Raw genomic sequence first — 23,636 nt, forward strand, 5'->3', positions numbered from 1 at the left:
GTTTCCACGCGGGGGTGGGGTGTTTTCAACAGCACCCCACCCCCGCGTCGTAATATTCACCCGCCCGCCCCGCAGGACGGGCACAATGAGGAGCTATGGACTGGCAGACCCCTGAGGATTCGTTTCCCACCGACTTCATCACCGACGCGCAGCTGCGCGCACTCATGGGTCGCCCCCCGATCTCTGGTGCGTGGCGTGATGGCGACCCGGTCGGGGCGCGGCAGTTCGTATCGATCGGCGCCTTCGCCACCGAGTTCGGCGGGGAGCTCCCCGCGGTGCGGATCGCCTACGAGACCTTCGGTGAACTGAACGAAGCGCGCGACAACGCGATCCTCGTGTTCCACGCGCTCACGGGCGACAGCCACCTGGTCGGCTCGGCCGGGCCGGGGCATCCCACCGATGGCTGGTGGACCGAGATCGTGGGGCCCGGGCGCCCGCTCGACACCGATCGGTTCTGTATCATCGCGCCGAACGTGCTAGGCGGCTGCCAGGGCAGCACGGGCCCCGCTTCGCTCTCCCCCGAGGGGCAGGAGTGGGGCGGCCGCTTCCCGTACCTGACCGTGCGCGACCAGGTCGCAGCAACCGCCCGCTTCGCCGACGAGCTCGGCATTGACCGATTCCACACCGTCATCGGCGGCTCGATGGGCGGCATGCACGCGCTGGAGTGGGGCATCACTCACCGTGATCGCGTCGACCGGCTCGCGGTCATCGCCGCGCCACCCGTCACGACGGCGGATCAGATCGGCCTGAATCTCGTGCAGCTCGAGGCGATCCGCTCCGATCCCAGCTTCCGCGAGGGGAACTACTACGACGCCCCCGATGGGATCGGCCCGCATCACGGCCTCGCCACCGCGCGCCGCCTCGCGCTCCTGAACTACCGCAGCAACACGGAGCTCGACGAGCGCTTCGGCCGGTCCTGGCAGTCGGCGGTGAGCCCGCTCGGCGGCGGCGGCCGCTTCGCGGTGGAGTCGTACCTCGACTTCCACGGAAACAAGTTCACGCGCCGCTTCGACGCAGGCAGCTACGTCACGCTCGTGCAAGCCATGAATTCCCACGATGTCGGGCGCGGTCGTGGCGGTGTGCGCGCGGCGCTCTCAACCCTCGATCTGCCGACGCTCATCATCGGCATCCCGAGCGATCGGCTCTTCACGATCGAGGGACAAGACGAGATCGCGCGGCACACTCCGGGCAGTCTCGATGGGGATCAGGCCACCCGCATCGATTCCCCGTTCGGGCACGACGCGTTTCTCATCGAGTTCGAGCGCGTGGGCGCTCAGCTCACTCGCTTGATCGAGACGGCCGCGCGCTAGCTCGGCTCGCGTGGTGCCGCGCGCTCAGCCGCCAATAAAGCGGAACTGAAGCGCGCGCACCACGAGTTGCGCGAGGTTCTCGGCGGCGAGCTTCTCGCGGAGCCGCTTCACGTGCGACTTCGCGGTCCACACCGTAATGCCCTGCGACTCGGCGATCTCCTCATAGCTGCGGCCCTCGCACACCAGCAAGAGGATTGCGTACTCCGACGGGGTGAGCACCGGAGCAACGATCGGCGCGTCAGGGAGCGTATCCCCCGCGATCGAGATGTCGCTCGCGAGTCGCTTCAGCATGGTGGGCGCCCCGCCCTCAGCCGCAAGCCTCACGGCAGCGCACAGCGTGTCCGGCGGCGCGGTCTTCTGCAGCGCGCAGATCGCTCCGGCCTCGAGCGCACGCGCCACCCCGGGCCCGGGCGACACGGTCGTGAGCACCACGACGCACGCGTCGGGCTTCACCCGCCGGATGAGCGCGGTCGCCTCGACCCCGCTCATTCCGGGGGGCATGCTGAGGTCCATGAGCACCACATCCGGCCGGTGCTCTTCGTAGGCCGCAACCGCCGCCTCTCCGCTGTGTACGGGGACGAGCGGGCTGAGGCCCGGATCCCCCGCGAGTGCGTGTACAACCGCGCGCGTGGTCCACGGATCATCGTCGACGACGAGCACGCGAAGCGGAGCGGGTGCAGCAGCGGGGGCGGGGAAACTCACAGGCAGTACTTTCGGTACAGGGGCTTGTTGTGGATGAACCAGAACTTGCACTCGGCAAGCGTGGCGCGCGCATCTTCCTGGCCAGCATACGGATCACCAGGAATGATCTCGTCTCCCGTGAGATTGATGCCGCCGTCGCTTGCCTCGTCGGCACCCACGCCGGTCGCGCCGAGCACCTCGGCCGAGACCATCGTCACCGCCTCCGTGTTCGCGGTCGCTGAGGCGGGCTGAGCGACCGCTCCGAGCAGCAGCAGGACAGTGGCGGCAAGAGTAGCAAAGAGGGCTTTCACACCCTCATTTCATCGACCTTCCCAGAATCCAGCATCCCCCGATCGGGGGACGATTCCGAAGCCAAACCGTGTGTGGAAATCTGCGCACCGCTGAGCGGCAGGAGCACGCGCACACCGTAGCGATCCTGCACGGTCTCTGCCTCGCACACGCCACCGCGCTGGGTGACGCGAGCCGAGAGGCTCCAGGGCACCTGGGTGACGGGGCTCGCCACCGGATTCTCCGACGCAAGCAGCAGCCACGTGCCCCGGGCATCAGTGAGCGTGCGCACGCGAAGCGCACGCTCCCCCTCGCCAGAGGCGTGCTTGATGATGTTGGTGACCAATTCGCGGAGCACAAACACTGCGTCATCGAGCGTGTCTGCGCGAAGCGCCTCGGGGAGCTCACCATATGTGGTGACGATGCGGGATCCGCCCGCCGCAGCGGCCTCACTGAGCCGCGCCACGGCGCTTCTCAGCTCGGCGGCCCCCACCGGCACCGCAGGCGCGCCAGCGCTGTTTCCCCCGTGCAGCCCGGTAAGCAGTGCGCGGAGCTCGTCCTGCGCACTCTCCGTGCGCACCGCGAGTTCGCCCAACATGCGCGCGGACTCATCGCGGTCCTGCTCAACCGAGAGCAAGCGCACGATGGCGAGCTGAGTGGCGAGACCGTGCGACACCGTGTCGTGCACGTCCGTCGCGACGCCCAAGCGCATCCGTTGGAGTTCCCGCTCGTGATCACGTGCGTTCTGCTCACGTTGCGCGATCTCGCGGCGGATGCGGGCCTCGACCAGGTACGCCGCAGCACCGAGCAGCGCGATGTACGCCCACGAGTAGAGCTGCATCCCGAGCGGCATCGCGCTCTCCGGAGTGAGTGTGCGAGCCAGCCAGCCAGCTCCCACGAGCGCACCGAGCATCACGAGCGACCAGCGCCACGCAAACCGCACGAGCAGCAGCCCCGAAGCGAACTCGAGCGCCGTATAGAACGGGTTGAGGTATTCGGGGAAGACGAAGAGGAACACCACGAAGAGCGCGGCGGCAACCGTGCCGCTCGCGAGCGGGATAAACGCACTCGCGATGACGAGCAGGCCCGATGCGTAGTGAAACAGGAGGTAGAGCGGTTCCGAACTCTCCGCAGCAGAGGGAAGCAGCCCGGACAGGCCGAGGAGCAACGCGAAGCCGCGAATGGGCGGATCGACGAAGCGCGTGCCGAGTGCCCAGCGCGCAATCTTCGCCCGGACTGGCGAACGCTCAACCCATGCGGGGAGCGACCAGGCGGGCGTGCGGGTCTCAGCCGAGCTGGACATGCGCGCGGCACGAGCGAGAGCGAGGCGCGGAAGCGGCGCCAAACTGCGGAGTGTGCATGCGCCCCAGTATAAGCGCCCAGCGCAGACCCCTCAGCTGAGGGATGTGGCGCACGGTTGTGTGCGCATAGTCTGCGCGGAGAGCTCGCAGAGCACACAGGCGTGCGTAGTTTTCACATTCGACCGTAGTACCCGGGTACCGACCTTGTGGAAAACGACGCTCGCGCCGCCGTCGCTGTGCTAGCTTGACGAACTACTCATGTGTTGCGGGGACTCTGCAACGAACTACTCACAATCGAGGTGGCATGTCTTCACGCACACGTTCCGCACGCATTTGGCTTCCCGCGTATCTGGCGATCGCTGCGCTCGCGCTCAGCGGCTGCAGCTCCGCGAAGGGCGGGTCGAACGCCGAGGTTGAGGAGGGGCCGCTCGACAAGTACCTCTCCGTGCTCTGGGACGGCGAGGAGTACACGCAGGAGAAGCTCGACAAGGATCAGCTGAAGATCGAAGAGCTCGTCGCCGAGTGCATGACGAAGGAGGGCTTCGAGTACAAGCCCAACACTCAGTCAGGCGGCGTGGTGATCTCCTCGGAAGACGAGCAGGACGGCCCCGTCTGGGGCAGCGAAGAGTTCGTCAAGGAGTACGGTTACGGCATCGTCAACTGGCCGGGCATGAACGACCAGACTGAAGAGCCCGGCGAGGAGCAGGTTGATCCGAACCAGAAGTACGTTGAGTCGCTCAGCGACTCCGAGCAGCAGGCCTTCTACGAGACCCTCCACGGCACCGGCCCCACCGAAGAGCAGATGGCCGAGATGGAAGAGAGCGGCAGCTACCAGAGCGACTGGACGCAAGAGGGCTGCTACGGCGCCGCGCAGCACGAGGTGAACGGCGACATGGCCGGGGCCTACGAGGACCCTGAGTTCGCTGATCTCTTCGCCGCGATGAACGAGATGTACAGCGGCATGTGGGACGAGGAGAACCCCGCCCCGGAGATCGAAAAGCTCAACACGAAGTGGTCAGACTGCATGGCTGAGGCGGGCTACCCTGATCTCACGTCCCCCATGACCGCTCAGAACTCCATGAACGAGGAGTACTACAGCCTGGGTGAGTCCACGGACGAGGAGTACAAGGAGCCGAGCAAGAAGCAGAAGGACGAGTTCCAGAAGCGCGAGATCGAGATGGCCACCGCAGACTTCAGCTGCAAGAAGAAGGTCGACTTCGAAAAGACCGAGCAGAAGATCATGTTCGACGCGCAGCAGAAGTTTGTTGACGAGCACAAGTCCGAGCTCGAGGCGCTGACCTCGAAGTACAGCACGAAGAAGAAGGACTAACTCCGGTGAAGTTCCCCCAGCGCCCGAAGCGCAAGCGTGCCCGGGCGGCGCAGCAGCCTGCCGATTCGACGGTCACCTCGGCCGACCTCACCGAGGCTGACGAGCCGTCGAGCGACGGCGCAGACGCCGCACCGGGGCGTGCGCGTCGCGGGCTGCGGGGGAACTGGTCGGGAACCCGGCTCGTCGGGCTCATCGCCGCGGTCGCGGTCGTCTCGCTGCTGATCGGCGTTGCCGTGATGCAGTTCATCGTCTCCCCCGCGGAGCTCGCCGCACGCACTGCGCCGCCGAAGGCTGGACCGGTCACAGCACCCATCGAGGAGCGCGAGCTCGAGAACACCGTGGTGACCCGCGGCGAGGTAACGTACGCGGACGCCGTGAGCGTCACGCTCGACGCCGCGGGCTCGGAAGACCGCCCTGTTGTCACGGGCCACGTGCCCGAGGTCGGCACGGTGCTCAACGCGGCGAACATCGCGCTTGAGGTGGCCGGGCGACCAGTCATCGTGCTCCCCGGCGCACTCCCCGCCTACCGCACGCTGAGCATCGGGATGCGCGGCCCGGATGTGACGCAGCTGAAGCAAGCACTCGACGGGATGGGTTTCTGGGCGGGCGACACCGCTTCCGACGTGTTCGAGTACGACACGGCAACCGCGCTCGGCGCGCTCTACGAGCAGATCGGGTACTCGGCACCAGCGGGCGGAAGCCAGGCGCAGGAAACGCTCCAGACCGCCGAACGCGCGGCACGAGACGCGGGCGTGCAGCTCGCGCAGGCGCAGGCCGCACTTCAGGAGGCGACGTCGGGCGGCGCGAAGAATCTCCTCTCTGAGCAGGCCGCCGTGACCTCGGCAAACGATGCGCTCGTCGACGCGCAGGACGCGCTCGCGACCGCGCAGCAGGGCGTGCTGCCCACGCTTCCCTCGAGCGAGGCACTGTTCCTCGGCGGGCTCCCCCGCCGCGTGGACGAGGTGTCGGTTGCGCGCGGCGACATCCTCTCCGGTTCGCCGATGACGGTGTCGGGCGCCACCCTCACCATTGAGGGCAGCATCTCCAAGCAGGACGCTGAGCTGCTGAGCGAGGGCCTCATCGCGACGTATCCGGGGCCCGACGGAACCGATCTCACCGCGAAGGTGGCCCAGATCGTCGCGCCGAAGAGCAAGAAGGCCGCGGGCGAAGGGGAGTCCGGCGGCGAGGGTGGCAACGCCGGTGGCAGCGGTGGCTCCGCGGGCGGCGGCGACTCGAGCCGCTACACGGTACGTCTCACGCCCGTGGACCTGAAGCCCGAGCAGATCGACGCGCTCCGCGGCACCAACGTGCGCGTTCGGGTGCCCGTCGCGGCAACCGACGGCGAGGTGCTCGCGGTACCCATCGCGGCGCTGTCCGCAGGTTCGAGCGGCGAGGATCGCGTCGAGCTACTCGTCTCGGAAGACCAGGGCGCTGACGCGAAGACTGAGATCGTCAAGGTCAAGACCGGCCTTGCGGCTGACGGCTACGTTGAGATCACCTCCGATGACTCGCGGATCACCGCGGGTGCCCGCGTCGTGGTTGGTCGATGAGCTCGGTCGAGGCGCTCTTCGCCGAGTCGGAGCCGGCTGGCGCGGAGCCCACGCCGGACGAGTCCGCGAAGCCTGAGCGAGACCGCGATGTGGTGCGCCGCGCACGCAAGCGCGCCCGCGCGAACGCGCGCGAGGCGCAGAGCGACGGTGGCGCGCTCGCAGCGGGCAACCCTGACTTCGCCGGCCCGATCGTCCAGCTGGAGGACGTCACGCGGTTCTTCCCTGGCCCGCCGCCGGTGAACGCGCTGCGCGGCGTGAACCTCACCGTGGAGCGAGGAGACTACCTCGCGATTGTCGGCCCATCTGGCTCGGGAAAGTCGACCATGCTGAACACGCTCGGCCTGCTCGACCGCCCAAGCACCGGCCGCTTTCTCTTCGAGGGGATCGACGTCTCCGAGCTGAGCGACGACCAGCGATCCGCACTCCGCGGCCGGGCAGTCGGGTTCGTCTTCCAGTCGTTTCACCTCATGCCCACACGGACCGTGCTCGAGAACGTCATGCTTGCCGGCACCTACGCAGGCCTCACCCGAGAGGAGCGCGAACCGCTTGCCCGCACTGCGCTCGAGCGCGTGGGTCTCAGCCACCGCGTCGACTTCTCGCCGAACACGCTCTCGGGCGGCGAGCGTCAGCGCGTGGCCATCGCCCGCGCCGTATGCACCTCTCCGCGACTCCTCCTCGCCGATGAGCCGACGGGCAACCTCGATCGTGAGAACTCCGCGTCCATCATGCGGCTCTTCGACGAGCTCGGCGCCGACGGCCTCACCATCGTCATGATCACCCACGACGCCAAGGTGGCTGACGCGGCCCGTCGCCGGGTCCGCATCAGCGACGGCGAACTTCAGGAGCTGTCATGAGCGGCCGCATCTCATTCCGCGCGCTGATCCACGAGGCGTTCGAGGGCATCGGTTCACGCCCCTCGCGGCTCGTCATCACGCTCATCGGCACCGTGCTCGGCATCGCCTCGCTCGTCGCGACCATCGGTTTTGCGCAGACCGCAGCGGGTCAGATCTCGCAGCAGTTCGACGCGCTCGCCGCGACGCGCGTCACGGTTGAACCCGGGTCGACCAAGGCCGCAGGCGGAAAGGAGCGCGCCACCGCAAAGCTGCCCTGGGACTCCGTCGATCGGGTCACGCCGCTTGCGGGCGTGGAGAGCGCCGCACTCATCGGGAAGCTGCCCACCTCGCTCGAGGTTGAGGCAGTGCAGATCACCGATCCTTCCGAATCGCAGAAGGCGTCGCCGCCCGTGCTCGGGGCCTCCCCCGAGCTGCTCGACGTGGTGCAGGGCAAGATCCGGGCGGGGCGCTTCTTTGACGCAGGTCACGATGCACGCCACGACCGCGTCGCGGTGCTCGGCGCCGAAGCGGCGAAGCGGCTCGGCGTGAACCGTATCACCGGCCAGCCGGCCGTGTTCGTCGACGGCAGGGCCTACACCGTGATCGGGATCCTCGGGAAGGTCGGCACGCGCGACACACTCCTCGACTCCGTCATCGTGCCGCTCGAGACCGCACGCTCAGAGCTGGGGCTCGGCACGGCGCAGAACCTCGACATCCGCATCGATGTCGGCGCGGGGTCCGTGGTGGCCAAGCAGGCTCCCATCGCGCTCAATCCGAACTCCCCCGACGCGTTCAAGGTGGGCGCGCCCACAAACACCAGCTCGCTGCAGGCCAACGTCGAGTCAGACATCAATGTGCTGTTCCTCGCAATCGGCATCGTCGCGCTCATCGGCGGCGGCATTGGTATCGCCAACGTCACCCTGCTCTCGGTCTCCGAGCGCCGCGGCGAGATCGGCCTGCGCCGCGCGCTGGGCGCTCGCACCCGTGACATTGCGCAGCAGTTCATGCTTGAGTCGGTGACGATCGGCATCCTGGGCGGGCTCATCGGTGTGGTGGTAGGGCTCTTTGCACTCATCGCGGTCTGCCTCGTGCAGAACTGGACACCGGTGCTCGCGCTCTGGGCCGCGCCCGTCGGCGTAGTCGTCGGCGCGCTCGTGGGTCTCCTCGCGGGCGGGTACCCGGCTATCAAGGCCGCCAGGGTGGAACCGGTCGACGCGCTGCGCGACTCCTGATCGCTTCACACCCGGCTATCGGCGCGCTCCCACCTTCCCCGCGTAAGCTCTCCACCGGTTGTCCCGGACAGAGCGCAGGAGGTGGTGGTGGCTTCGACCGTCAATCGTTCGGTACGCACGCTGGGCTTTGCCGCTGCGGTGACCGCATCGATCCCGCTCTGCCTCACCGGTTGCGCTCCCGCACCAAAGGCAGCAGCGCCGCAGGCCACCGAACTGCGTGCGTCCGCGGAGTCAGGCTTTCTGGCCCGACCCGCCGAACGCCAGTACGAAATCGCTGAGACCACGCTCACTGAGCCGATCGCGCTTCCCCTCGGCGGCACTGTTGATGGCGAACTCGAATCGCACGGTTTCCTGGTGCTCACCGACGGTGTGATCACCCAGGCACAGTTCGGCCTCGCGCTCGCTGGTTTCCCCGAGGCCACTTTTGTCCTCACCGAGCCGACGGTGCTTCGCCCCGAGGGCAGTCCCGACGGCACGGTCACGGCCGTCGGCACGCTGTCGGTGGGCGGCGCCGAGCGACCCGGGATCCGCCTGAAGCTCACCCCCACCGTGTTGGGCTCCGACTCGGTGGAGTTCGACCTCAACCTCGCGGTCCCCGACAACCCCTTCTACGCGGGCGAAGACCCGAGCATCGACGAGGTCGCTGCGCACGTGGTACTCACTGCGCGCTAGCGTGCCGGGGTAACCGCGGAACCCGCGATCACCCCGATACGTTCTAGTGTTCGATGTGGCGCTGTCGACGCGTCGCGTCGTGCACCTCGCCGACGAGCTCCTCAATGACGTCCTCCAAGAAGACAACGCCGAGCTCAGTCCCGGCCGCATCGTGGATGCGCGCGAGGTGGATGCCCCGCGCCTGCATGCGCGCGAGCACATCCTCCAGCTCAGTCTCTGCGTGCAGCGAGACCATCTCGCGGATGCGCTTCGCGGGGATCGGCTCGGTGATCCGTTCCTCCCCCAGCCGCACCAGGTCCTTGATGTGCACGTAGCCCGCGAGACCGCCGTTCTCACCGGCGATCGGGTAGCGGGAGAAGCCGTGCTTCGCCACTGCCGCGTCGACGTCCTCCGGGGTTGCGCCCCACGGCAGCACGATGAGTCGTTCCTCAGGGACGAGGAGGTCGACCGCACGCTTCGTCGTGAACTCGAACGCCGCGGTCAGTGCGCCGCTGCGGTCCTCCAACACGCCCTCGCGCGTGGAGTGATTCACGATACTCGCGACTTCCTCGAGCGTGAAGGTGCTGTTCGTTTCCGATTTCGGCTCCACCTTGAAGAGGCGCAGCACGCCGTTCGCGATCGCATTGAGTGCGGCGATGACGTGCTTGAACACCCGCGACACCGCGACCAGCGGCGGCGCGAGCAGCAGCACGGCCTGATCCGGAATCGAGAACGCAGCGTTCTTCGGGATCATCTCGCCGAACACGACGTGCAGGTAGGTGACGATGAGCAGCGTCAGCACGAACGCGGTGATGCTGACCACCTCTGCCGACAGCCCCGTCCACGACAGCGGCCCCTCGAGCAGGTGGTGGATCGCGGGTTCCGAGACGTTCAGGATGAGCAGCGAACACACCGTGATGCCGAGCTGACTCGTGGCCAGCATAAGCGTCGCGTGTTCCATCGCGTACAGTGCGGTCTTCGCGCGCTTTGATCCGGCCTCGGCGCGCGGTTCGATCTGCGAGCGCCGCGCGGAGATCACCGCAAACTCCGCACCGACAAAGAAGGCGTTCGCGATCAGCAAGATCACGAGCCAGACGATTCCCATCCAGTCGCTCATCGTTCGCCTCCGTTCTCGGGCTCGGCGTGCTCTTCGGCGTCCGCCGGAATCGGCGCACCGGTGTAGCGCAGTCGCGCGATCCGGCGCCCGTCCATGCGCTCAACGCGCAGGGTGCCGCCGTAGGCCAGCTCGACGGTCTCCCCCACCTCGGGGATTCGGCCAAGCTCGCGAAGCACAAAGCCCGCAACCGTGTCGTAGTCATCGTCCTCGGGGATCTCCACCCCCGTCTGCTCGCGCACCTCGTCGGGGCGCAGGTCTGCGGGGAACGTCATCTCCTCGGCCGTGCCAACGACGCCAGCCGCCGCACGGTCATGCTCATCCGCGACTTCGCCGACGATCTCCTCGACGAGGTCCTCGAGCGTCACGATGCCGGCGGTGCCGCCGTACTCGTCCACAACGATGGCCAGCTGGAAGCCGCTCGAGCGGAGCGCGCCGAGCAGCTGGTCGAGCCGCATCGTGTCGGGCACGCGCACCACGTCTTCAACGAGCGCCGCAACCGGCACCTCGCCGCGCTTTGCGCGCGGCACGGCGACCGCGTGCTTCACGTGCACCACGCCCACGATGTCATCCCGGTCTTCATCGATCACCGGGAATCGCGAGTACCCCGACCGGCCGGAGAGCTCGAGCACAGCCTGGGCCGGCTCGAGCCGCTGCACGCTCTCGATCTTCAGACGCGGCGTCATCACGTCGGCGGCGGTCAGCTCGGAGAAACGGAGCGTGCGGTCGAGCAGGGTCGCGGTGTCGGCCTCCAGCAGGCCGGCGCTCGCGGAGTGCCGCACGAGCGAGGACAGCTCCTCGGCCGAGCGCGCACCGGACAGTTCTTCCTTCGGCTCGATGCCGATGGCGCGGAGCATGCCGTTCGCGCTGCCGTTCAGCACCAGAACTGCGGGTTTGAAGGTGGCCGTGAACGCCGCCTGCGCGGGCATCACGAGCTTCGCGGTCGCGAGGGGGCGAGCCAGCGCAAAGTTCTTGGGCACAAGCTCACCCACGATCATCGAGAACACCGTCGCAAGCGCGATGGCCACCGGGGCACTGATCGCGCGACGCAACTCTTCGGGCACGCCGAGCGCGCCGAGCGGACCGTTCAAGAAGCTACTGATCGAGGGTTCGAGCGTGTAGCCGGCAAGCAGCGTGGTGAGCGTGATGCCGAGCTGCGCACTGGAGAGGTGCGTCGAGGTGATCGAGAGCCCGCGAATGACACGGTCGAGGCCACGCTCGCCGCTCTCTCGGCGACGCTCGAGATCCTGTCGATCAAGAGCGACCAGGGAAAACTCGGCGGCGACAAAAATGCCGGTGCCGACAGTCAGAATGAGGCCGATCAGCAGAAGGAGCCAGTCGTTCACCTGCGACTCCCCAGACGTTCAGGTTGCCGCGCCAGCGCGCGGCAACTACTCGGAGGGTCGGAGGGTCTTCGAGAATCAGCATCCATGGTCAGACGATTTTATCAGCACCCACTGGGAAACGTGCGAGGGAGTGTTGCCGAAAGTTCCCCGGGAAAGGCGTAGGCTGGTGTGTGGTACGGCTACGGTGCTGCACCCCGATCCAGGAAACTTGCCACACAAATGGCACGACCGAGAGGAATCGCTTTGGCAGAGCGCACGGAGACCCCCGACCAGGCGGGTCCCGCAGAAGATTTTGGCGCAAATGCTTGGCTCGTCGATGAATTGTGGAAACAGTTCCAGGTCGACAAGAACTCGGTCGACCAATCTTGGTGGCCGGTGCTGGAGCGATACGGCGCATCCGTAGCCTCCGGAGAGAGCACGCAGCAGGGCAGTGCGGCCCCGGCAGCTCCGGCAGCGACGACGCCGCCCCCCGCAGCACCACCCGCCACTGCGCCGGTGACCACCCCCGCGCAGCCTGCGCGCACCACGAACACTGCGCCGCGCCAAACGCCGATTCCCGCTGACGCGCCCCGCGCCCCGCGCGCCGCACGCACTCCGGTTGAGCCCGAGGCTCCCGAGACGCACGAGGATGTGGTCACCCCGCTCAAGGGCATGGCGCGCACACTCTCGAAGAACATGGATCAGTCGCTCACTGTTCCCACGGCAACGAGTGTGCGCACGATCCCGGCGAAGCTGCTCATCGACAACCGCATCGTCATCAACAACCACCTGCGTCGCAGCCGCGGCGGCAAGGTTTCCTTCACGCACCTGATCGGCTGGGCGCTGATCCAGACGCTGAAGGAGTTCCCGAGCCAGAACGTCGCGTACACCGAGGTCGACGGCAAGCCCTCGCTCCTCGTGCCCGCGCACGTCGGTATCGGCATCGCCATCGATCTCCCGAAGCCCGACGGCACGCGCTCACTCATGGTTCCGGTCGTGAAGCGCGCGGAAACCCTCGACTTCAACGAGTACCTCGCCGCGTACGAGGATCTCGTGAAGCGCGCTCGCGGCGGCAAGCTCACCGCGAGCGATTTCCAGGGCGGCACCGTTTCACTGACGAACCCCGGCGGCATCGGCACCGTGCACTCGGTTCCGCGCCTCATGCAGGGCCAGGGCTGCATCATCGGCGCGGGCGCGCTCGAGTACCCGGCCGAGTTCCAGGGCGCATCGGAGGAAGTGCTCACCCAGCTCGGCATCTCGAAGACGATCACGCTGACGAGCACGTACGACCACCGCGTCATTCAGGGTGCGGGATCGGGCGAGTTCCTGAAGCTCGTGCATGAGCGCCTCACCGGCGGCCACCGCTTCTACGAGGAGATCTTCGCCGCGCTGCGTATCCCCTACAAGCCGGTGCAGTGGGCGTCCGATATTCACGTCGACATCTCCGGCGCGGTCGACAAGTCGGCGCGCGTGCAGGAGCTCATCAACTCCTTCCGCGTGCGCGGCCACCTCATGGCCGACACCGACCCGCTCGAGTACGTGCAGCGCACGCACCCCGACCTCGAAATCGAGTCGCACGGCCTCACCTTCTGGGACCTCGACCGCGAGTTCGTCACCGGCGGCATCGGTGGGCAGCGGAGCATGAAGCTGCGCGACATCCTCGGCGTGCTGCGCGATTCCTACTGCCGCAAGATCGGCATCGAGTACATGCACATCCAGGATCCCGCGCAGCGGCTCTGGCTGCGCGAGCAGCTCGAGGTGAACTACGCGAAGCCGAGCCGCGATGAGCAGATGCGCATCCTCGAGAAGCTCAACGAGGCCGAGGCCTTCGAGACCTTCCTGCAGACGAAGTACGTCGGCCAGAAGCGCTTCAGCTTGGAGGGCGGCGAATCCGTCATTCCGCTGCTCGATGCCATGCTCATCGACGCGGCTGAGGACGGCGTCGACTCGGTCGACGTCGGCATGGCCCACCGCGGCCGCCTCAACGTGCTCTCCAACATCGCGGGGAAGACCTACGGGCAGATCTTCCGCGAGTTCGAGGGCGCGCAGTCCGCGAAGGCCGGCTCAGGCGACGTGAAGTACCACCTCGGCACTTCCGGCGTGTTCACTGCGCCGAACGGTACGCAGGTGCCGATCCACCTCGCCGCAAACCCCTCGCACCTGGAGACCGTGAACGGCGTGCTCGAGGGCATCGTGCGCGCGAAGCAGGACCTGAAGCCCATCGGCTCGTTCACCACCCTGCCGATCCTCGTGCACGGCGACGCGGCGATGGCCGGTCAGGGCGTTGTCTACGAGACGTTGCAGATGTCGCAGCTGCGCGGCTACCGCACGGGCGGCACGATCCACATCATCATCAACAACCAGGTGGGCTTCACCACGCTGCCGATGGACTCGCGCTCCGCCGTGTACTCCTCGGACGTCGGTAAGGTCGTCCAGTCGCCTATCTTCCACGTGAACGGCGACGACCCCGAGTCGGTCGTGCGCGTCGCGAAGCTCGCTTACGAGTTCCGCCAGCGCTTCCACATCGACGTCATCATCGACCTCATCTGCTACCGCCGCCGCGGCCACAACGAGGGCGACGATCCCTCGATGACGCAGCCGCTCATGACGGATCTGATCGAGGCGAAGCGCTCGACCCGACGCCTCTACACGAGCGCGCTCGTCGGCCGCGGTGATATCACCGAGGAGGAGTACGAGAAGGCGAAGCAGGACTTCCAGGATCGCCTGGAGCTTGCATTCCAGGAGACGCACGCGGCGCAGACGGGTTCGATCCCGATCATCGATCAGAGTGGGATCGGACAGGTCGCCGAAATTGGTGGCCCCGGCCCCGCACCGCTCGAGACGGCAGTCGACCGCAGCGTGATCGAGCGCATCGGTGACGCGCACGCGAACAAGCCCGCGGGCTTCACCGTGCACCAGAAGCTGCAGCAGCTGCTCAACAAGCGCGCGGAGATGAGCCGCGAGGGCGGCATCGACTGGGGCTTCGGCGAGCTGCTGGCTCTCGGCTCGCTGCTCATGGAGGGCACCGCGGTGCGCTTCGCTGGTCAAGATGCCCGCCGTGGCACCTTCGCCCAGCGGCACGCCGTGTTCCACGACCGCGCGAACGGTCAGGAGTGGATCCCGCTGCTCAACCTCTCTGAGGAGCAGGCACGCTTCTGGATCTACGACTCGCTGCTCTCCGAGTACGCCGCGCTCGCGTACGAGTACGGCTACTCGCTGCAGCGCGAGGATGCCCTCGTGCTGTGGGAAGCACAGTTCGGCGACTTCGCGAACACCGCGCAGGCGGTCGTCGACGAGTACATCGCCGCAGCCGAGCAGAAGTGGGGCCAGCGCTCCTCGGTCGTGATGCTGCTGCCGCACGGTTACGAGGGCCAGGGCCCGGATCACTCGTCCGCGCGCATCGAGCGCTACCTCCAGCTGTGCGCCGAGGACAACATGATTGTCGCGCGCCCGTCGACGCCGGCGAACTACTTCCACCTGCTGCGCCGTCAGGCGTACGCACGCCCGCGCAAGCCGCTCGTGGTGTTCACCCCGAAGTCGATGCTGCGCCTGCGCGGCGCAACTTCGAGCGTTGAGGACTTCACGACCGGGCACTTCCAGCCGGTGCTCGATGACCCGAAGGTCGACGACAAGTCGGCCGTGCAGCGCGTGCTGCTCGTCTCGGGCAAGATCTACTACGATCTGCGCGTTGCGCTCGACAAGAACCCGGATCCGCGGATTGCGATCGTGCGCGTCGAGCAGTACTACCCGATGCCGATCGTCGAGGTCGGTCGCATCCTCACGCAGTACAGCGGCGCCGATCTCGTCTGGGTACAGGATGAGCCGGAGAACCAGGGCGCATGGCCCTTCATCTCGCTCGAGCTCTCGAAGCACCTCGCAAACGATCGCATTGACGTCATCTCGCGTACCGCTTCCGCAGCGCCGTCCACCGGCTCCGCCAAGGTGCACGCGGTGGAGCAGGAGGCGCTGATCGCGCGCGCGCTGCGCTTCGAGGACTGACGATCCACGTGCAGCATCCGCTCTTGAGTGACCCGTCCCCTCGCGGCACCGACTCCGTGTCGCTGCCACAGGGGGACGGGATCGCCCAGCGGATCGCAACCGCCATCTCGCTCGGCATGCTGAGCGTGGGCGAGCGTCTCCCCCCGGAGGCCGAACTGGCGAGCCAGTTCGGCGTCGCCGTTGCCACGCTGCGCAAGGCGCTCGCCGCGCTGCGGGAACAGGGTGTCGTCGAGACTCGGCGGGGCAGAAACGGTGGCACCTTCGTGGTGCAGGCGCCGTTCCCCTCCCCTGAAACGCTGACCGCCGCGCTGCGTCAGATCAGCACGGTCGCGCTGCGCGACTTCTTCGACGAGCACGCCGCCGTGTCAGGAATGGCCGCGCGGCTGGCCGCGGAGCGCGCGGTGCCCGGCATGCGGACGCGTCTCGCAGAGTTCGCGTTTGAGGCGCGTGAGGCTCCGGCCGGTCACGCACGGGCGCTCGCGGACAGTCGGTTCCACTTCGAGGTGGCGGTGCAAAGCCACTCACAGCGACTCCTTGCAGCGGAGCAGCGCTTGCAGTCTGAGCTCTCGCCGTTTCTGTGGTGCGAGGAGATCTGCAGCGCGTCCACGCAGCTCGCGTTCTCCGAACACCTCGCGATCGTCATGGCGATCGAGCAGCGACAGCCCGAGGAGGCGCAGCGCCTCGCGGTCGAGCACGTGCGTGAGAACATGCGGTTGATCATCGAGGGCAAGTTCACGCTTGGCCGGCGGGAGGGAAGCGCATGAGCGCGGAACTGGGCACATCAGCCGATATCACGCTGAGCACGGGCCTCAGCGAGGAGATCGCCGCGATCACCGCGGAGATCTCGGCGTGGTTCACGGCGCGGTTCGCGCACCTGGAGGTGCTCGCTGGTGAGATGATCGCGGCGCTGAAGCTCGACGAACACCGTCGGCTCGAGCTCACCGAGTCCACGCGCCGACGTATGAAGGCGGTTGCGGTTCGCGCGCTTGCCGACCACCCCGTGTTGGATGGCTGCGGTGTCATCTTCGCGCGCTCCGCGCTCGACACCGAGAACGGGCACCTGGAGTGGTGGGTGCGCGAGGACGAGGCGCGCTTCGCTCGGTACTCGTTCGGGGTCGTCCCCGGTGGGGACCGCTACTACGACTACGAACACCACGAGTGGTTCATTCGCGCGTTCCACCACGGCGTGCCCGCGCTGGTGGGCCCGTACGTTGACTACCTCGGGGTCGAGGCGTACGTCGTGACGCTCACGGTGCCTGCGCAGCACGGCAACGCTCGCCTGGGGGCAGTGGGAACGGACATCCAGGTCAGCGATCTCGAGCAGGAGTTGCTCCCTGTGCTCCTGCGGAGCGCGCGGTCACTCGCGCTCGTTGGGCGACACGGCAACGTCATCCTGGGCAATAGCTCCCGCTTCTTGCCCGGCGAATTCGTTCCCGCGGAGGCGCCCGGCACCGAACGCGTCGCGCTCGGGCCGGACTCCGCCGGGGTGTCACTGCTCATCGCAGCGCCGCTCGCGCGCTAGGCAGGACGCGCGCCCACGTTCTCTTCGGCGCGGGCGTACTCGTTTCTCACGAGGGCAGCGAAGCGCTCGGCCACGCTTCCCCAGATGTCGCGCAGCTGGGGTTCCGCGGCGCGCACCGTCTGCACGACGGCGTCACCGGTAAGCCCGAGCTCCGTGAGGCCGTCTCCCTCCTCAACCACCCAATCCTCCGCGGTTCCGGTGAGCGCCTCCGGGTGAAACTGCACGCCCCACGCCATCGACCCCACTCGAAACGCCTGGTTCGCACAGGCCGCATTCGATGCGAGGAGCTGAGCGCCGGCAGGCAGCACGGCGGCTTCGAGCCAGTGCCACTGCACGGTTGGTGCGGACCCGCCAGCGAGGTCGCCAAACACCGGATCGTCGGCTGCCTCGCCGAGGAACGACACGCTCGCGAGCCCGACCTCTGGGCCGCCGGCCATGAGCCGCACCTCGCCGCCGAGGGCGGTGGTGAGCAGTTGCGCGCCCAGGCAGATCCCCAGCGTGGGCGTCTCACGCGCCACACCCTCCGCGAGCAGCGCCCGCGCCGCGGGCAGCCACGGCGCGCGTTCGTCGTCGCCCGGCCCCATTGAGCCGCCCAGCACAATGAGCCCGGCCACGCCCTCAAGCGAGGTGGGGAGCTCTGCTCCGGTCGCGGGCCCCACGGTGCGCAGTGTGAGCCCCTGAGCCCTCAGCCGCTCCGCGAAGTGGCCGATGCCGGCATTGCCCTGATGCTCGACGACGAGCACCACCGGCGACATGTTCTCGGCCATCAGACCACCATCCTTTCCTGTTCCGCGGCGGCACCCGCGCGCGCAACCAACCAGTCAAACAGTGCCTGCTGCGTGGAGTCCGTCGCAGCAGTGTCCTCGGGGTGCCACTGCACCGCGATCAGCTCCGCGTGCTCGTGTTCGAGCGCCTCGACGACTCCGTCTGGCGCGCGGCACACGACGCGAAGCCCTGCCCCGATCGTATCGACCGCCTGGTGATGGTACGAGGACACGCTGAGCTCGGTGACGCCGAGCGCCGTGGCGAGCGCAGAGTCTGGCGCCACCTCGACCAGGTGCACGCTGTTGCGATGCACGCTGTCAGGCGCAAGATCCTGAATCATGGTGCCGCCACACTCGACGTTGAGCAGCTGAAACCCCCGGCAGATGGCGAGCACCGGGATCCCACGCTCGATTGCAGCGGCGAGGAGATCCGCCTCGAACTGATCCTGCGCCGCGAAGTCCGCCCGCACCGTCGTGGGCAGCGGTGCCTGTCCGTAACGCGCAGGGTCAAGATCGAATCCACCGGGGAGCAGCAGCCCGTCCATGCCACGCAGCCGCTCACCTGCGACGGTGGGCCCCTCCGCGAACAGCGTGAGGGGCTCACCACCGGCGCGCACCACAGACCGGAGCACGGCGGTTGCGACCGCGGTACCGTCGAATCGGAGCCCGTGGATCTGTGTCGACCACATCCCGGCAACCGCGATGCGTGGCGCGCGCACGGTCACGCCCCCGGTGCCAGGGGGAATGGCAGCAGCGGCATCCAGCGCTGCCACACGCGCGCAAGCGAACCATCGGCGATGACTGCGGCGAGCGCGGCGTCGATCTCTGTGCGAAGCGCGTCGTTACCAGGCGCGACGCCGATGCCCCAGCGGTTTCCGGTCAGCACGGTGAAGGCCTCGACAAAATCGGGATCCTCCTGTCCCAGCGGAATCATCACCACATCGTCATCAACAAAGCCGTCGATCTCGCCAGAGCGAGTGGCCTCAATCATGTCGCTGAACACGTCGTCGCTCGCGCCGAAGCTCACCAGTTCGACACCGGGGAAGGTCTCAGCGAGCTTCATGTTGGTGGAGTGCGCGATGGCGCCAATGCGGTATCCGGAGAGCGCGTCGACCGAACGGGCGGGGTCATCAGCGCGCACAATCAGCGTCTCGTTGAACACGGCGTATGGCTGGGTGAAGTCAACGAGCGCAGCGCGCTCCTCGGTCATGCCCTGGCCACACCACACCGCGTCCGCGTCCCCGCGGCGCACCGCTGGGATCATGTCCTCCCAAGGCAGCATCACCCACTCGATGGTGGCGCCGAGTCGCTCGGCGACGAGCGCGGCAGCGGCGGGCTCGTAGCCATCGCGGGTGATCCCGTCGGGGCTCTTCGAGAAGAGCGGCAACGCCTCTGAATCGATGCACGCGAGTCGGAGCGCGCGAGTTGTGTTGGTCACGGAATTGCCTCCCAGTACTGATCGAATTCCCACTGTGAAATCTGGCCGCAGTAGCGCGCCCACTCGTCCCGCTTGAGCTGCAGGAAGATGCGTGTAAGCTCCTCGGGCATTGCGCCCATGAGGTAGCTGTCTGCCTCGAACGCCTCGATTGCGCTGCCAAGCGTGTTCGGCACGACGACCTCACCGAGTGCGGGGTTGAGGGAACCGGGCTCCCCCGGGTCGAGCTTCTGCTCGAGCCCATGCTCGATGGCCGCAAGCAGGTAGAGGTGGGAGAGGTGCGGGTTCACGCTCGCGTCGGGCAGGCGGTATTCCATTCGCCCGTTGGCGGAGATGCGCACCGCGACCCCGCGGGTGTCGAGACCCCAGTCGGCGCCGGAAGGCGCGAACTGGCCGGCATCCCAGTACCGCTTGTACGAGTTGACCGTTGATCCCATGACCAGCATGGAGCCCGGCGTGTGCATGAGCATGCCGGCGATCGCGTTCCGCGCGGTCTCCGTGACGTGCAGCTCCACCCGGCCGTCCTCAATGACGTTCTCGTCGCCACGCCACAAGCTGAGGTTGTGATGGCACCCATTGCCCATCTTGCCGTTGTACGGCTTTGCCATGAAGCTCGCGTGGATCCCGAGTTCTCGCGCCACCTGCTTGCAGATCTGGCGGTAGGTGGTCATGCGCTCAGCGGTGAGCTCCGCACGGTCGAAGTCCCAGTTCAGCTCGAGCTGGCCGTCATCCTCGTAGTCGCCCTGGATCATCGCGAAGTCGAGTCCTTGCGCGTAGCTGATCACCTTCTTGAACACCGGCCGCATCTTCTCCAGGTTCTCCACCTGATATGCGGGGCTCTGGTCGTCCTTGCACTTCACGTCCATGCCCGGCCCGGTCCAGGTCATCTCCGGTTCCAGGCCGGATCGGAGCTCGAATCCGGTCCGCGCGGTGAACGAGCGGTGCGCGGCACGGAACAGCGCGCGGGTATCGAGCGGGATCAGGCCGCCCGAGCCCGCTCCGAGCTGGGGCGGATCGTAGGCCGTACAGAAGATTCGCCCGACCTCCGGGTCCCACGGCAGCACCTGGAAGGTCTCCGGTTCGGGCAATCCCCAGAACTCGTGCGCGTCAACACCGCCGCCGATGAGTTCGCCCTCGCGGCTGGTCTGCAGATCAGTGAGCGCGGTGCGGTGGAACGCGATGCCCTTCCGCAGCATCCGCTCGTAGTGCTCCGCGGGAACCACCTTGGCGACCGTGCGGCTGCCGAGGGTGGGGATCATGTAGTAGATGTACTTCACACCGGTTTCCCGGATGCGCTCGCCGAGCACCGCAACGGTCTCCGGCTGCATGTTGGCGTCCTGGTGCCGGGCGAAGGCGGTCGTGTCAGCGAGAATCTCGCGCAGCGCCGCGCCGAAGCTTCCGCCCGTGGTGGGGTCAGACATGGTGAAGTGTTCCTTTCATCGTTGGAAGGGGTCGTTTGGGCAGCACTGCCCAGGGCTCCCGCGGGAACCCGGTGCGGGTGCGACGCGCAGGCGCCGCTTGCCGCTGCTAGCGCACCGTGAAGGTAATGGGCAGCCGAATCGGGCCGTGGTTCCCCGAGTCGGGCAGCCACTCGTCGCCGCCGGGGCACGAGATGTCAGTCAGTCGCTCGGCGAGCATGGGGATCGCGACCCCCATGTCGGCGCGGGCGATGTAGTGCCCAAGGCAGTGGTGTACTCCCCCGCCAAATGTCTGGTGAGGCTTGCGGCCCTCGTACTCGATGTCGATCTCGGGGTCGGGGAACGCAGCCGGGTCCGTGCCACTCGACATCGTGAACAGGTGCACCGTGGTGCCCTTCGCGATCGAGAGGCCCTCGTACTCGAAGTCCTCGTTCGCCTCGCGCGTCACCCAACGCGTGGTCGGGTTGACTCGCAGGCCCTCCTCGAGCGCCGGCTTGGCGAGCTCCGCAGGCCGGGCAGCGAGCTTCTCCCACTGCTCGGGATTGCGCATGAACGTCTGCAGGATCAGCCCAATCTGGTTGCGCGTCGTGTCCATGCCACCGAACAGCATGAGCACGAGCGCGTTCCTCAGCTCCGCATCGCTCAGCTTGTCGCCGTCTTCCGAGAACTGCACGAGGCGGGACACCACATCCTGCCCGGGCTCCGCGCGGCGCTCGGCAATCAGCTGCTCGACGAAGTCGTACAGCTCCTGCACGGCAACATCAACGCGCTCAATGTCCTCCTTGATCGAAACGGAGAGCGCATAGCCCACGGTGTTCGCCCGGTCGGCGATGAACGGCCAGTGCTCATGCGGCAGACCCAGCATGGCGCAGAGTGCCCGGGTGGCAAACGGCTCGGCGAACGCCGCGACGAAGTCCACGCGATCGCCGCGCTGCTGCGCGGCAATCATCTCGTCAATGAGCTCGCGCGCAATCTCGGCAAACTCTGGCTCCAGCCGGCGCGCCACCGTGGGCGAGAATGCCGGGTTGAGCAGGCGCCGAATGCGGTGGTGCTCATCGCCTTCGAGCACCAGCAGATTCTTTGCCCACCATTCGTAGAACACCCCCGAGTGGACGCCGTGATGATCTGGCCACTGTGCGCTGCCCTGATTGAGGCTCGGGTGCTTGAGGAGCTCGGTGACTTCGCGGTAGCGGAGTACGCCGAAGCCATAGTTCGTGCGTGCGACCCAGCTCCGCGAGCGGGCGTCGCGCACCGCTTCCGAGTTCATCGCAAACTCTGGGGCGGCGATGTCGAGGTAGGGCAGATCAGTCTCCACCAGTGTTCCGGGCATTCGTACTCCTTTGTCGAACGTGGTCTCGCGCTGTCGCTGTGAGAGCCGGTAGCAAATAAGTTATCGATGAATGATTTAGTTTGCAAGACTTCCCAGCAATCACCAAAGCTCAATGAAATTGCTGTTCGTAAATCATTCACAAGATCCATGTTTATGGGTACACTCGGGTGCAGCCGCCGTGCAACGCCGCACGCAACGGCAGCCCCTGTCACACAAAGGAGCTGTGATGCCCTCCCCCTCCACACCACACATTGCCATCGTCGGCAGTGGTCCAGCCGGGTGCTACCTGGCAAGCGCACTGGTGCGCGTGCTCCCCGGCTGCGAGATCACCCTGTTCGACCGACTCGCGTCTCCGTACGGGCTCATCCGCTACGGCGTCGCCGCAGATCACCAGCACACCAAGGCGATCGCTCGACAGTTCGAACGGCTGTTCGCGAACCCGGGGGTGCGCTTCGCGGGCGACATCACGATCGGCCGCGATGTCACCCTCGCCGAACTCGAGGGAAGCTTTGACGCCGTGGTGCTCGCCACCGGCCGCAGTGCAGATCGCCCACTCCCCGTGCCGGGTGGCGACCTCCCCGGGGTGATCGGATCCGGCGCGATCACCCGCGCGCTCAATTCCCACCCCGGCACAGCTCCGCTCCCACCACTCGGCAGCGATGTAGTGATCGTCGGCGCGGGCAACGTGGCCCTCGACCTCCTCCGTTTCCTCGTGAAGGATCGCTCAGGGTACGCCGCAAGCGACGTCGCCGACCCCGTGCTCGAGGCCTATCTCGCCGACCCCGTGCAGCGCATCACAGTGCTGAGCCGTTCGGACGCGGCGCGCTCGAAAGGCGACCCCCAAATGATTAAGGAGTTGATCGCTCTCCCGCGAGGGCGCTACACGACGAGCGGCGCGATGTGCGCGCCCGAGCACGCACCGAGCAGCACCCCTGAGGCACGCACCCCTGAGTCCCGCACCGCAGAGGCTCGCACCGCCGCGTACACGGACCTCACCGCGCCGACTCGCGTCCCCACTGCGGGGCCGGATGTGCAGCTCATTTTCGGTGCGACGCCCGAGCGGGTGCGGGGTGATGGCCACGTCACAGCGGTCGACGTGCAGACCGGCGCCGGCCTGACCTCCATCCCGGCGACCGCCGTACTTACCGCGATCGGCTTCGACTCCGATCCCGCGGACGAGCTTGCGCGGCTGTGCGCGGCGCCCTCCCCCGAGAGTGGGCGTCTGCGCCCCGGCCTCTACCGCACGGGCTGGGCGAAGCGTGGACCGAACGGCGCGATCCCCGAAAACCGGGCGTGCGCGAAAGCGGTCGCAGATGAGATCGTTTCGGATATCGCAGCCGGGATGCTCGTACCCAACGCGGCGAAGCGTGGATTCGCGGCGCTCCCCGCCCACGTGCGCGAGCAGGCCATCACGTTCGCCCAGTGGGGCGCCCTTGATGCGCACGAGCAGGCCTCCGCTCACCCCGATCGGGTGCGACAGAAACTCACCGACCACGCCGAGATGGCCGCGATTGCACGCGGCACGGCTGACACACGGACCCCAGCATGAAAGG

The 23,636-nt window shown here is 67.3% G+C and carries 20 protein-coding genes; 10 read left to right on the top strand and 10 right to left on the bottom strand.

Annotated features, from left to right (window positions below; all coding sequences use genetic code 11):
- Positions 1–95: 95 nt before the first annotated feature.
- Positions 96–1,310 (top strand): homoserine O-acetyltransferase MetX, encoded by a 1,215-nt coding sequence (gene metX / locus ACR81A_RS10800; protein ID WP_202381102.1) that lies wholly within the window; start codon positions 96–98, stop codon positions 1,308–1,310.
- Positions 1,311–1,334: 24 nt separating this feature from the next.
- On the opposite strand, the gene ACR81A_RS10805 is transcribed toward metX, so the two are convergent.
- The 3 genes from ACR81A_RS10805 to ACR81A_RS10815 are packed head-to-tail and all read right to left on the bottom strand — an operon-like array spanning position 1,335 to position 3,624.
- Positions 1,335–2,012, bottom strand: a complete 678-nt coding sequence (locus ACR81A_RS10805) for a response regulator (protein WP_440311800.1) — start codon at positions 2,010–2,012, stop codon at positions 1,335–1,337.
- A complete protein-coding gene (locus tag ACR81A_RS10810) occupies positions 2,009–2,302 on the bottom strand; it encodes a hypothetical protein (protein ID WP_440311801.1) in 294 nt (97 codons plus the stop codon). Before ACR81A_RS10810 ends, ACR81A_RS10805 begins: the two co-directional genes overlap by 4 nt.
- On the bottom strand, positions 2,299–3,624 hold the full coding sequence (locus tag ACR81A_RS10815; protein ID WP_440311802.1) for a sensor histidine kinase: 1,326 nt from the start codon (positions 3,622–3,624) through the stop codon (positions 2,299–2,301). Before ACR81A_RS10815 ends, ACR81A_RS10810 begins: the two co-directional genes overlap by 4 nt.
- 260 nt (positions 3,625–3,884) lie before the next feature.
- Here ACR81A_RS10815 and ACR81A_RS10820 point away from each other — a divergent pair, with 260 nt between their 5' ends.
- From ACR81A_RS10820 to ACR81A_RS10840, 5 genes are all read left to right on the top strand, one after another.
- A complete protein-coding gene (locus tag ACR81A_RS10820; RefSeq protein ID WP_440311803.1) occupies positions 3,885–4,910 on the top strand; it encodes a hypothetical protein in 1,026 nt (341 codons plus the stop codon).
- 5 nt (positions 4,911–4,915) lie between these two features.
- Positions 4,916–6,460, top strand: a complete 1,545-nt coding sequence (locus ACR81A_RS10825; protein WP_440311804.1) for a hypothetical protein — start codon at positions 4,916–4,918, stop codon at positions 6,458–6,460.
- A complete protein-coding gene (locus tag ACR81A_RS10830; protein WP_202381097.1) occupies positions 6,457–7,314 on the top strand; it encodes an ATP-binding cassette domain-containing protein in 858 nt (285 codons plus the stop codon). The genes ACR81A_RS10825 and ACR81A_RS10830 overlap by 4 nt, the downstream gene beginning before the upstream one ends.
- Positions 7,311–8,525, top strand: a complete 1,215-nt coding sequence (locus ACR81A_RS10835) for an ABC transporter permease (RefSeq protein ID WP_440311805.1) — start codon at positions 7,311–7,313, stop codon at positions 8,523–8,525. The genes ACR81A_RS10830 and ACR81A_RS10835 overlap by 4 nt, the downstream gene beginning before the upstream one ends.
- Positions 8,526–8,612: 87 nt before the next feature.
- On the top strand, positions 8,613–9,197 hold the full coding sequence (locus ACR81A_RS10840) for a hypothetical protein (RefSeq protein WP_202381095.1): 585 nt from the start codon (positions 8,613–8,615) through the stop codon (positions 9,195–9,197).
- 43 nt (positions 9,198–9,240) lie between these two features.
- On the opposite strand, the gene ACR81A_RS10845 is transcribed toward ACR81A_RS10840, so the two are convergent.
- Together ACR81A_RS10845 and ACR81A_RS10850 are read right to left on the bottom strand one after the other, a co-directional pair.
- The gene (locus ACR81A_RS10845; RefSeq protein ID WP_440311806.1) at positions 9,241–10,293 is read right to left on the bottom strand and encodes a hemolysin family protein; all 1,053 of its coding nucleotides are present in this window, start codon (positions 10,291–10,293) and stop codon (positions 9,241–9,243) included.
- Positions 10,290–11,636, bottom strand: a complete 1,347-nt coding sequence (locus tag ACR81A_RS10850) for a hemolysin family protein (protein WP_440311807.1) — start codon at positions 11,634–11,636, stop codon at positions 10,290–10,292. Before ACR81A_RS10850 ends, ACR81A_RS10845 begins: the two co-directional genes overlap by 4 nt.
- A 243-nt stretch (positions 11,637–11,879) precedes the next feature.
- Here ACR81A_RS10850 and ACR81A_RS10855 point away from each other — a divergent pair, with 243 nt between their 5' ends.
- From ACR81A_RS10855 to ACR81A_RS10865, 3 genes are read left to right on the top strand one after another with little or no spacing between them, the layout of a single operon-like run.
- Positions 11,880–15,614: a multifunctional oxoglutarate decarboxylase/oxoglutarate dehydrogenase thiamine pyrophosphate-binding subunit/dihydrolipoyllysine-residue succinyltransferase subunit gene (locus tag ACR81A_RS10855; RefSeq protein ID WP_440311808.1), complete on the top strand. Its 3,735-nt coding sequence runs from the start codon at positions 11,880–11,882 to the stop codon at positions 15,612–15,614.
- Between the two features lie 23 nt (positions 15,615–15,637).
- The gene (locus tag ACR81A_RS10860; protein WP_440311809.1) at positions 15,638–16,378 is read left to right on the top strand and encodes a FadR/GntR family transcriptional regulator; all 741 of its coding nucleotides are present in this window, start codon (positions 15,638–15,640) and stop codon (positions 16,376–16,378) included.
- Positions 16,375–17,136 carry a PDC sensor domain-containing protein gene (locus ACR81A_RS10865; RefSeq protein WP_440311810.1) on the top strand — a complete coding sequence of 254 codons (762 nt, stop codon included), beginning with the start codon at positions 16,375–16,377 and terminating at the stop codon, positions 17,134–17,136. Before ACR81A_RS10860 ends, ACR81A_RS10865 begins: the two co-directional genes overlap by 4 nt.
- Here ACR81A_RS10865 and ACR81A_RS10870 read toward each other — a convergent pair.
- The 5 genes from ACR81A_RS10870 to ACR81A_RS10890 form a co-directional block, all read right to left on the bottom strand.
- Positions 17,133–17,903, bottom strand: a complete 771-nt coding sequence (locus ACR81A_RS10870) for a type 1 glutamine amidotransferase (RefSeq protein WP_440311811.1) — start codon at positions 17,901–17,903, stop codon at positions 17,133–17,135. The two genes, ACR81A_RS10865 and ACR81A_RS10870, sit on opposite strands and share 4 nt — an antisense overlap.
- Entirely contained in the window at positions 17,903–18,619 is a 717-nt protein-coding gene (locus ACR81A_RS10875; RefSeq protein WP_440311812.1) for a gamma-glutamyl-gamma-aminobutyrate hydrolase family protein, read from the bottom strand. The genes ACR81A_RS10870 and ACR81A_RS10875 overlap by 1 nt, the downstream gene beginning before the upstream one ends.
- A 2-nt stretch (positions 18,620–18,621) precedes the next feature.
- Positions 18,622–19,338, bottom strand: coding sequence for a substrate-binding periplasmic protein (locus tag ACR81A_RS10880; RefSeq protein ID WP_440311813.1), 717 nt, complete (start codon positions 19,336–19,338; stop codon positions 18,622–18,624).
- Complete coding sequence (locus ACR81A_RS10885; protein WP_440311814.1) at positions 19,335–20,756, bottom strand: glutamine synthetase family protein; 1,422 nt, start codon at positions 20,754–20,756, stop codon at positions 19,335–19,337. Before ACR81A_RS10885 ends, ACR81A_RS10880 begins: the two co-directional genes overlap by 4 nt.
- Positions 20,757–20,862: 106 nt before the next feature.
- Complete coding sequence (locus tag ACR81A_RS10890; RefSeq protein ID WP_440311815.1) at positions 20,863–22,083, bottom strand: cytochrome P450; 1,221 nt, start codon at positions 22,081–22,083, stop codon at positions 20,863–20,865.
- A gap of 226 nt (positions 22,084–22,309) precedes the next feature.
- On the opposite strand from ACR81A_RS10890, the gene ACR81A_RS10895 reads away from it, so the two are divergent.
- Positions 22,310–23,632 carry an FAD-dependent oxidoreductase gene (locus tag ACR81A_RS10895; RefSeq protein WP_440311816.1) on the top strand — a complete coding sequence of 441 codons (1,323 nt, stop codon included), beginning with the start codon at positions 22,310–22,312 and terminating at the stop codon, positions 23,630–23,632.
- Positions 23,633–23,636: the final 4 nt, after the last annotated feature.

It is taken from the genome of Leucobacter chromiireducens (assembly GCF_051993095.1).
GTDB classification, from domain to species: domain Bacteria; phylum Actinomycetota; class Actinomycetes; order Actinomycetales; family Microbacteriaceae; genus Leucobacter; species Leucobacter chromiireducens.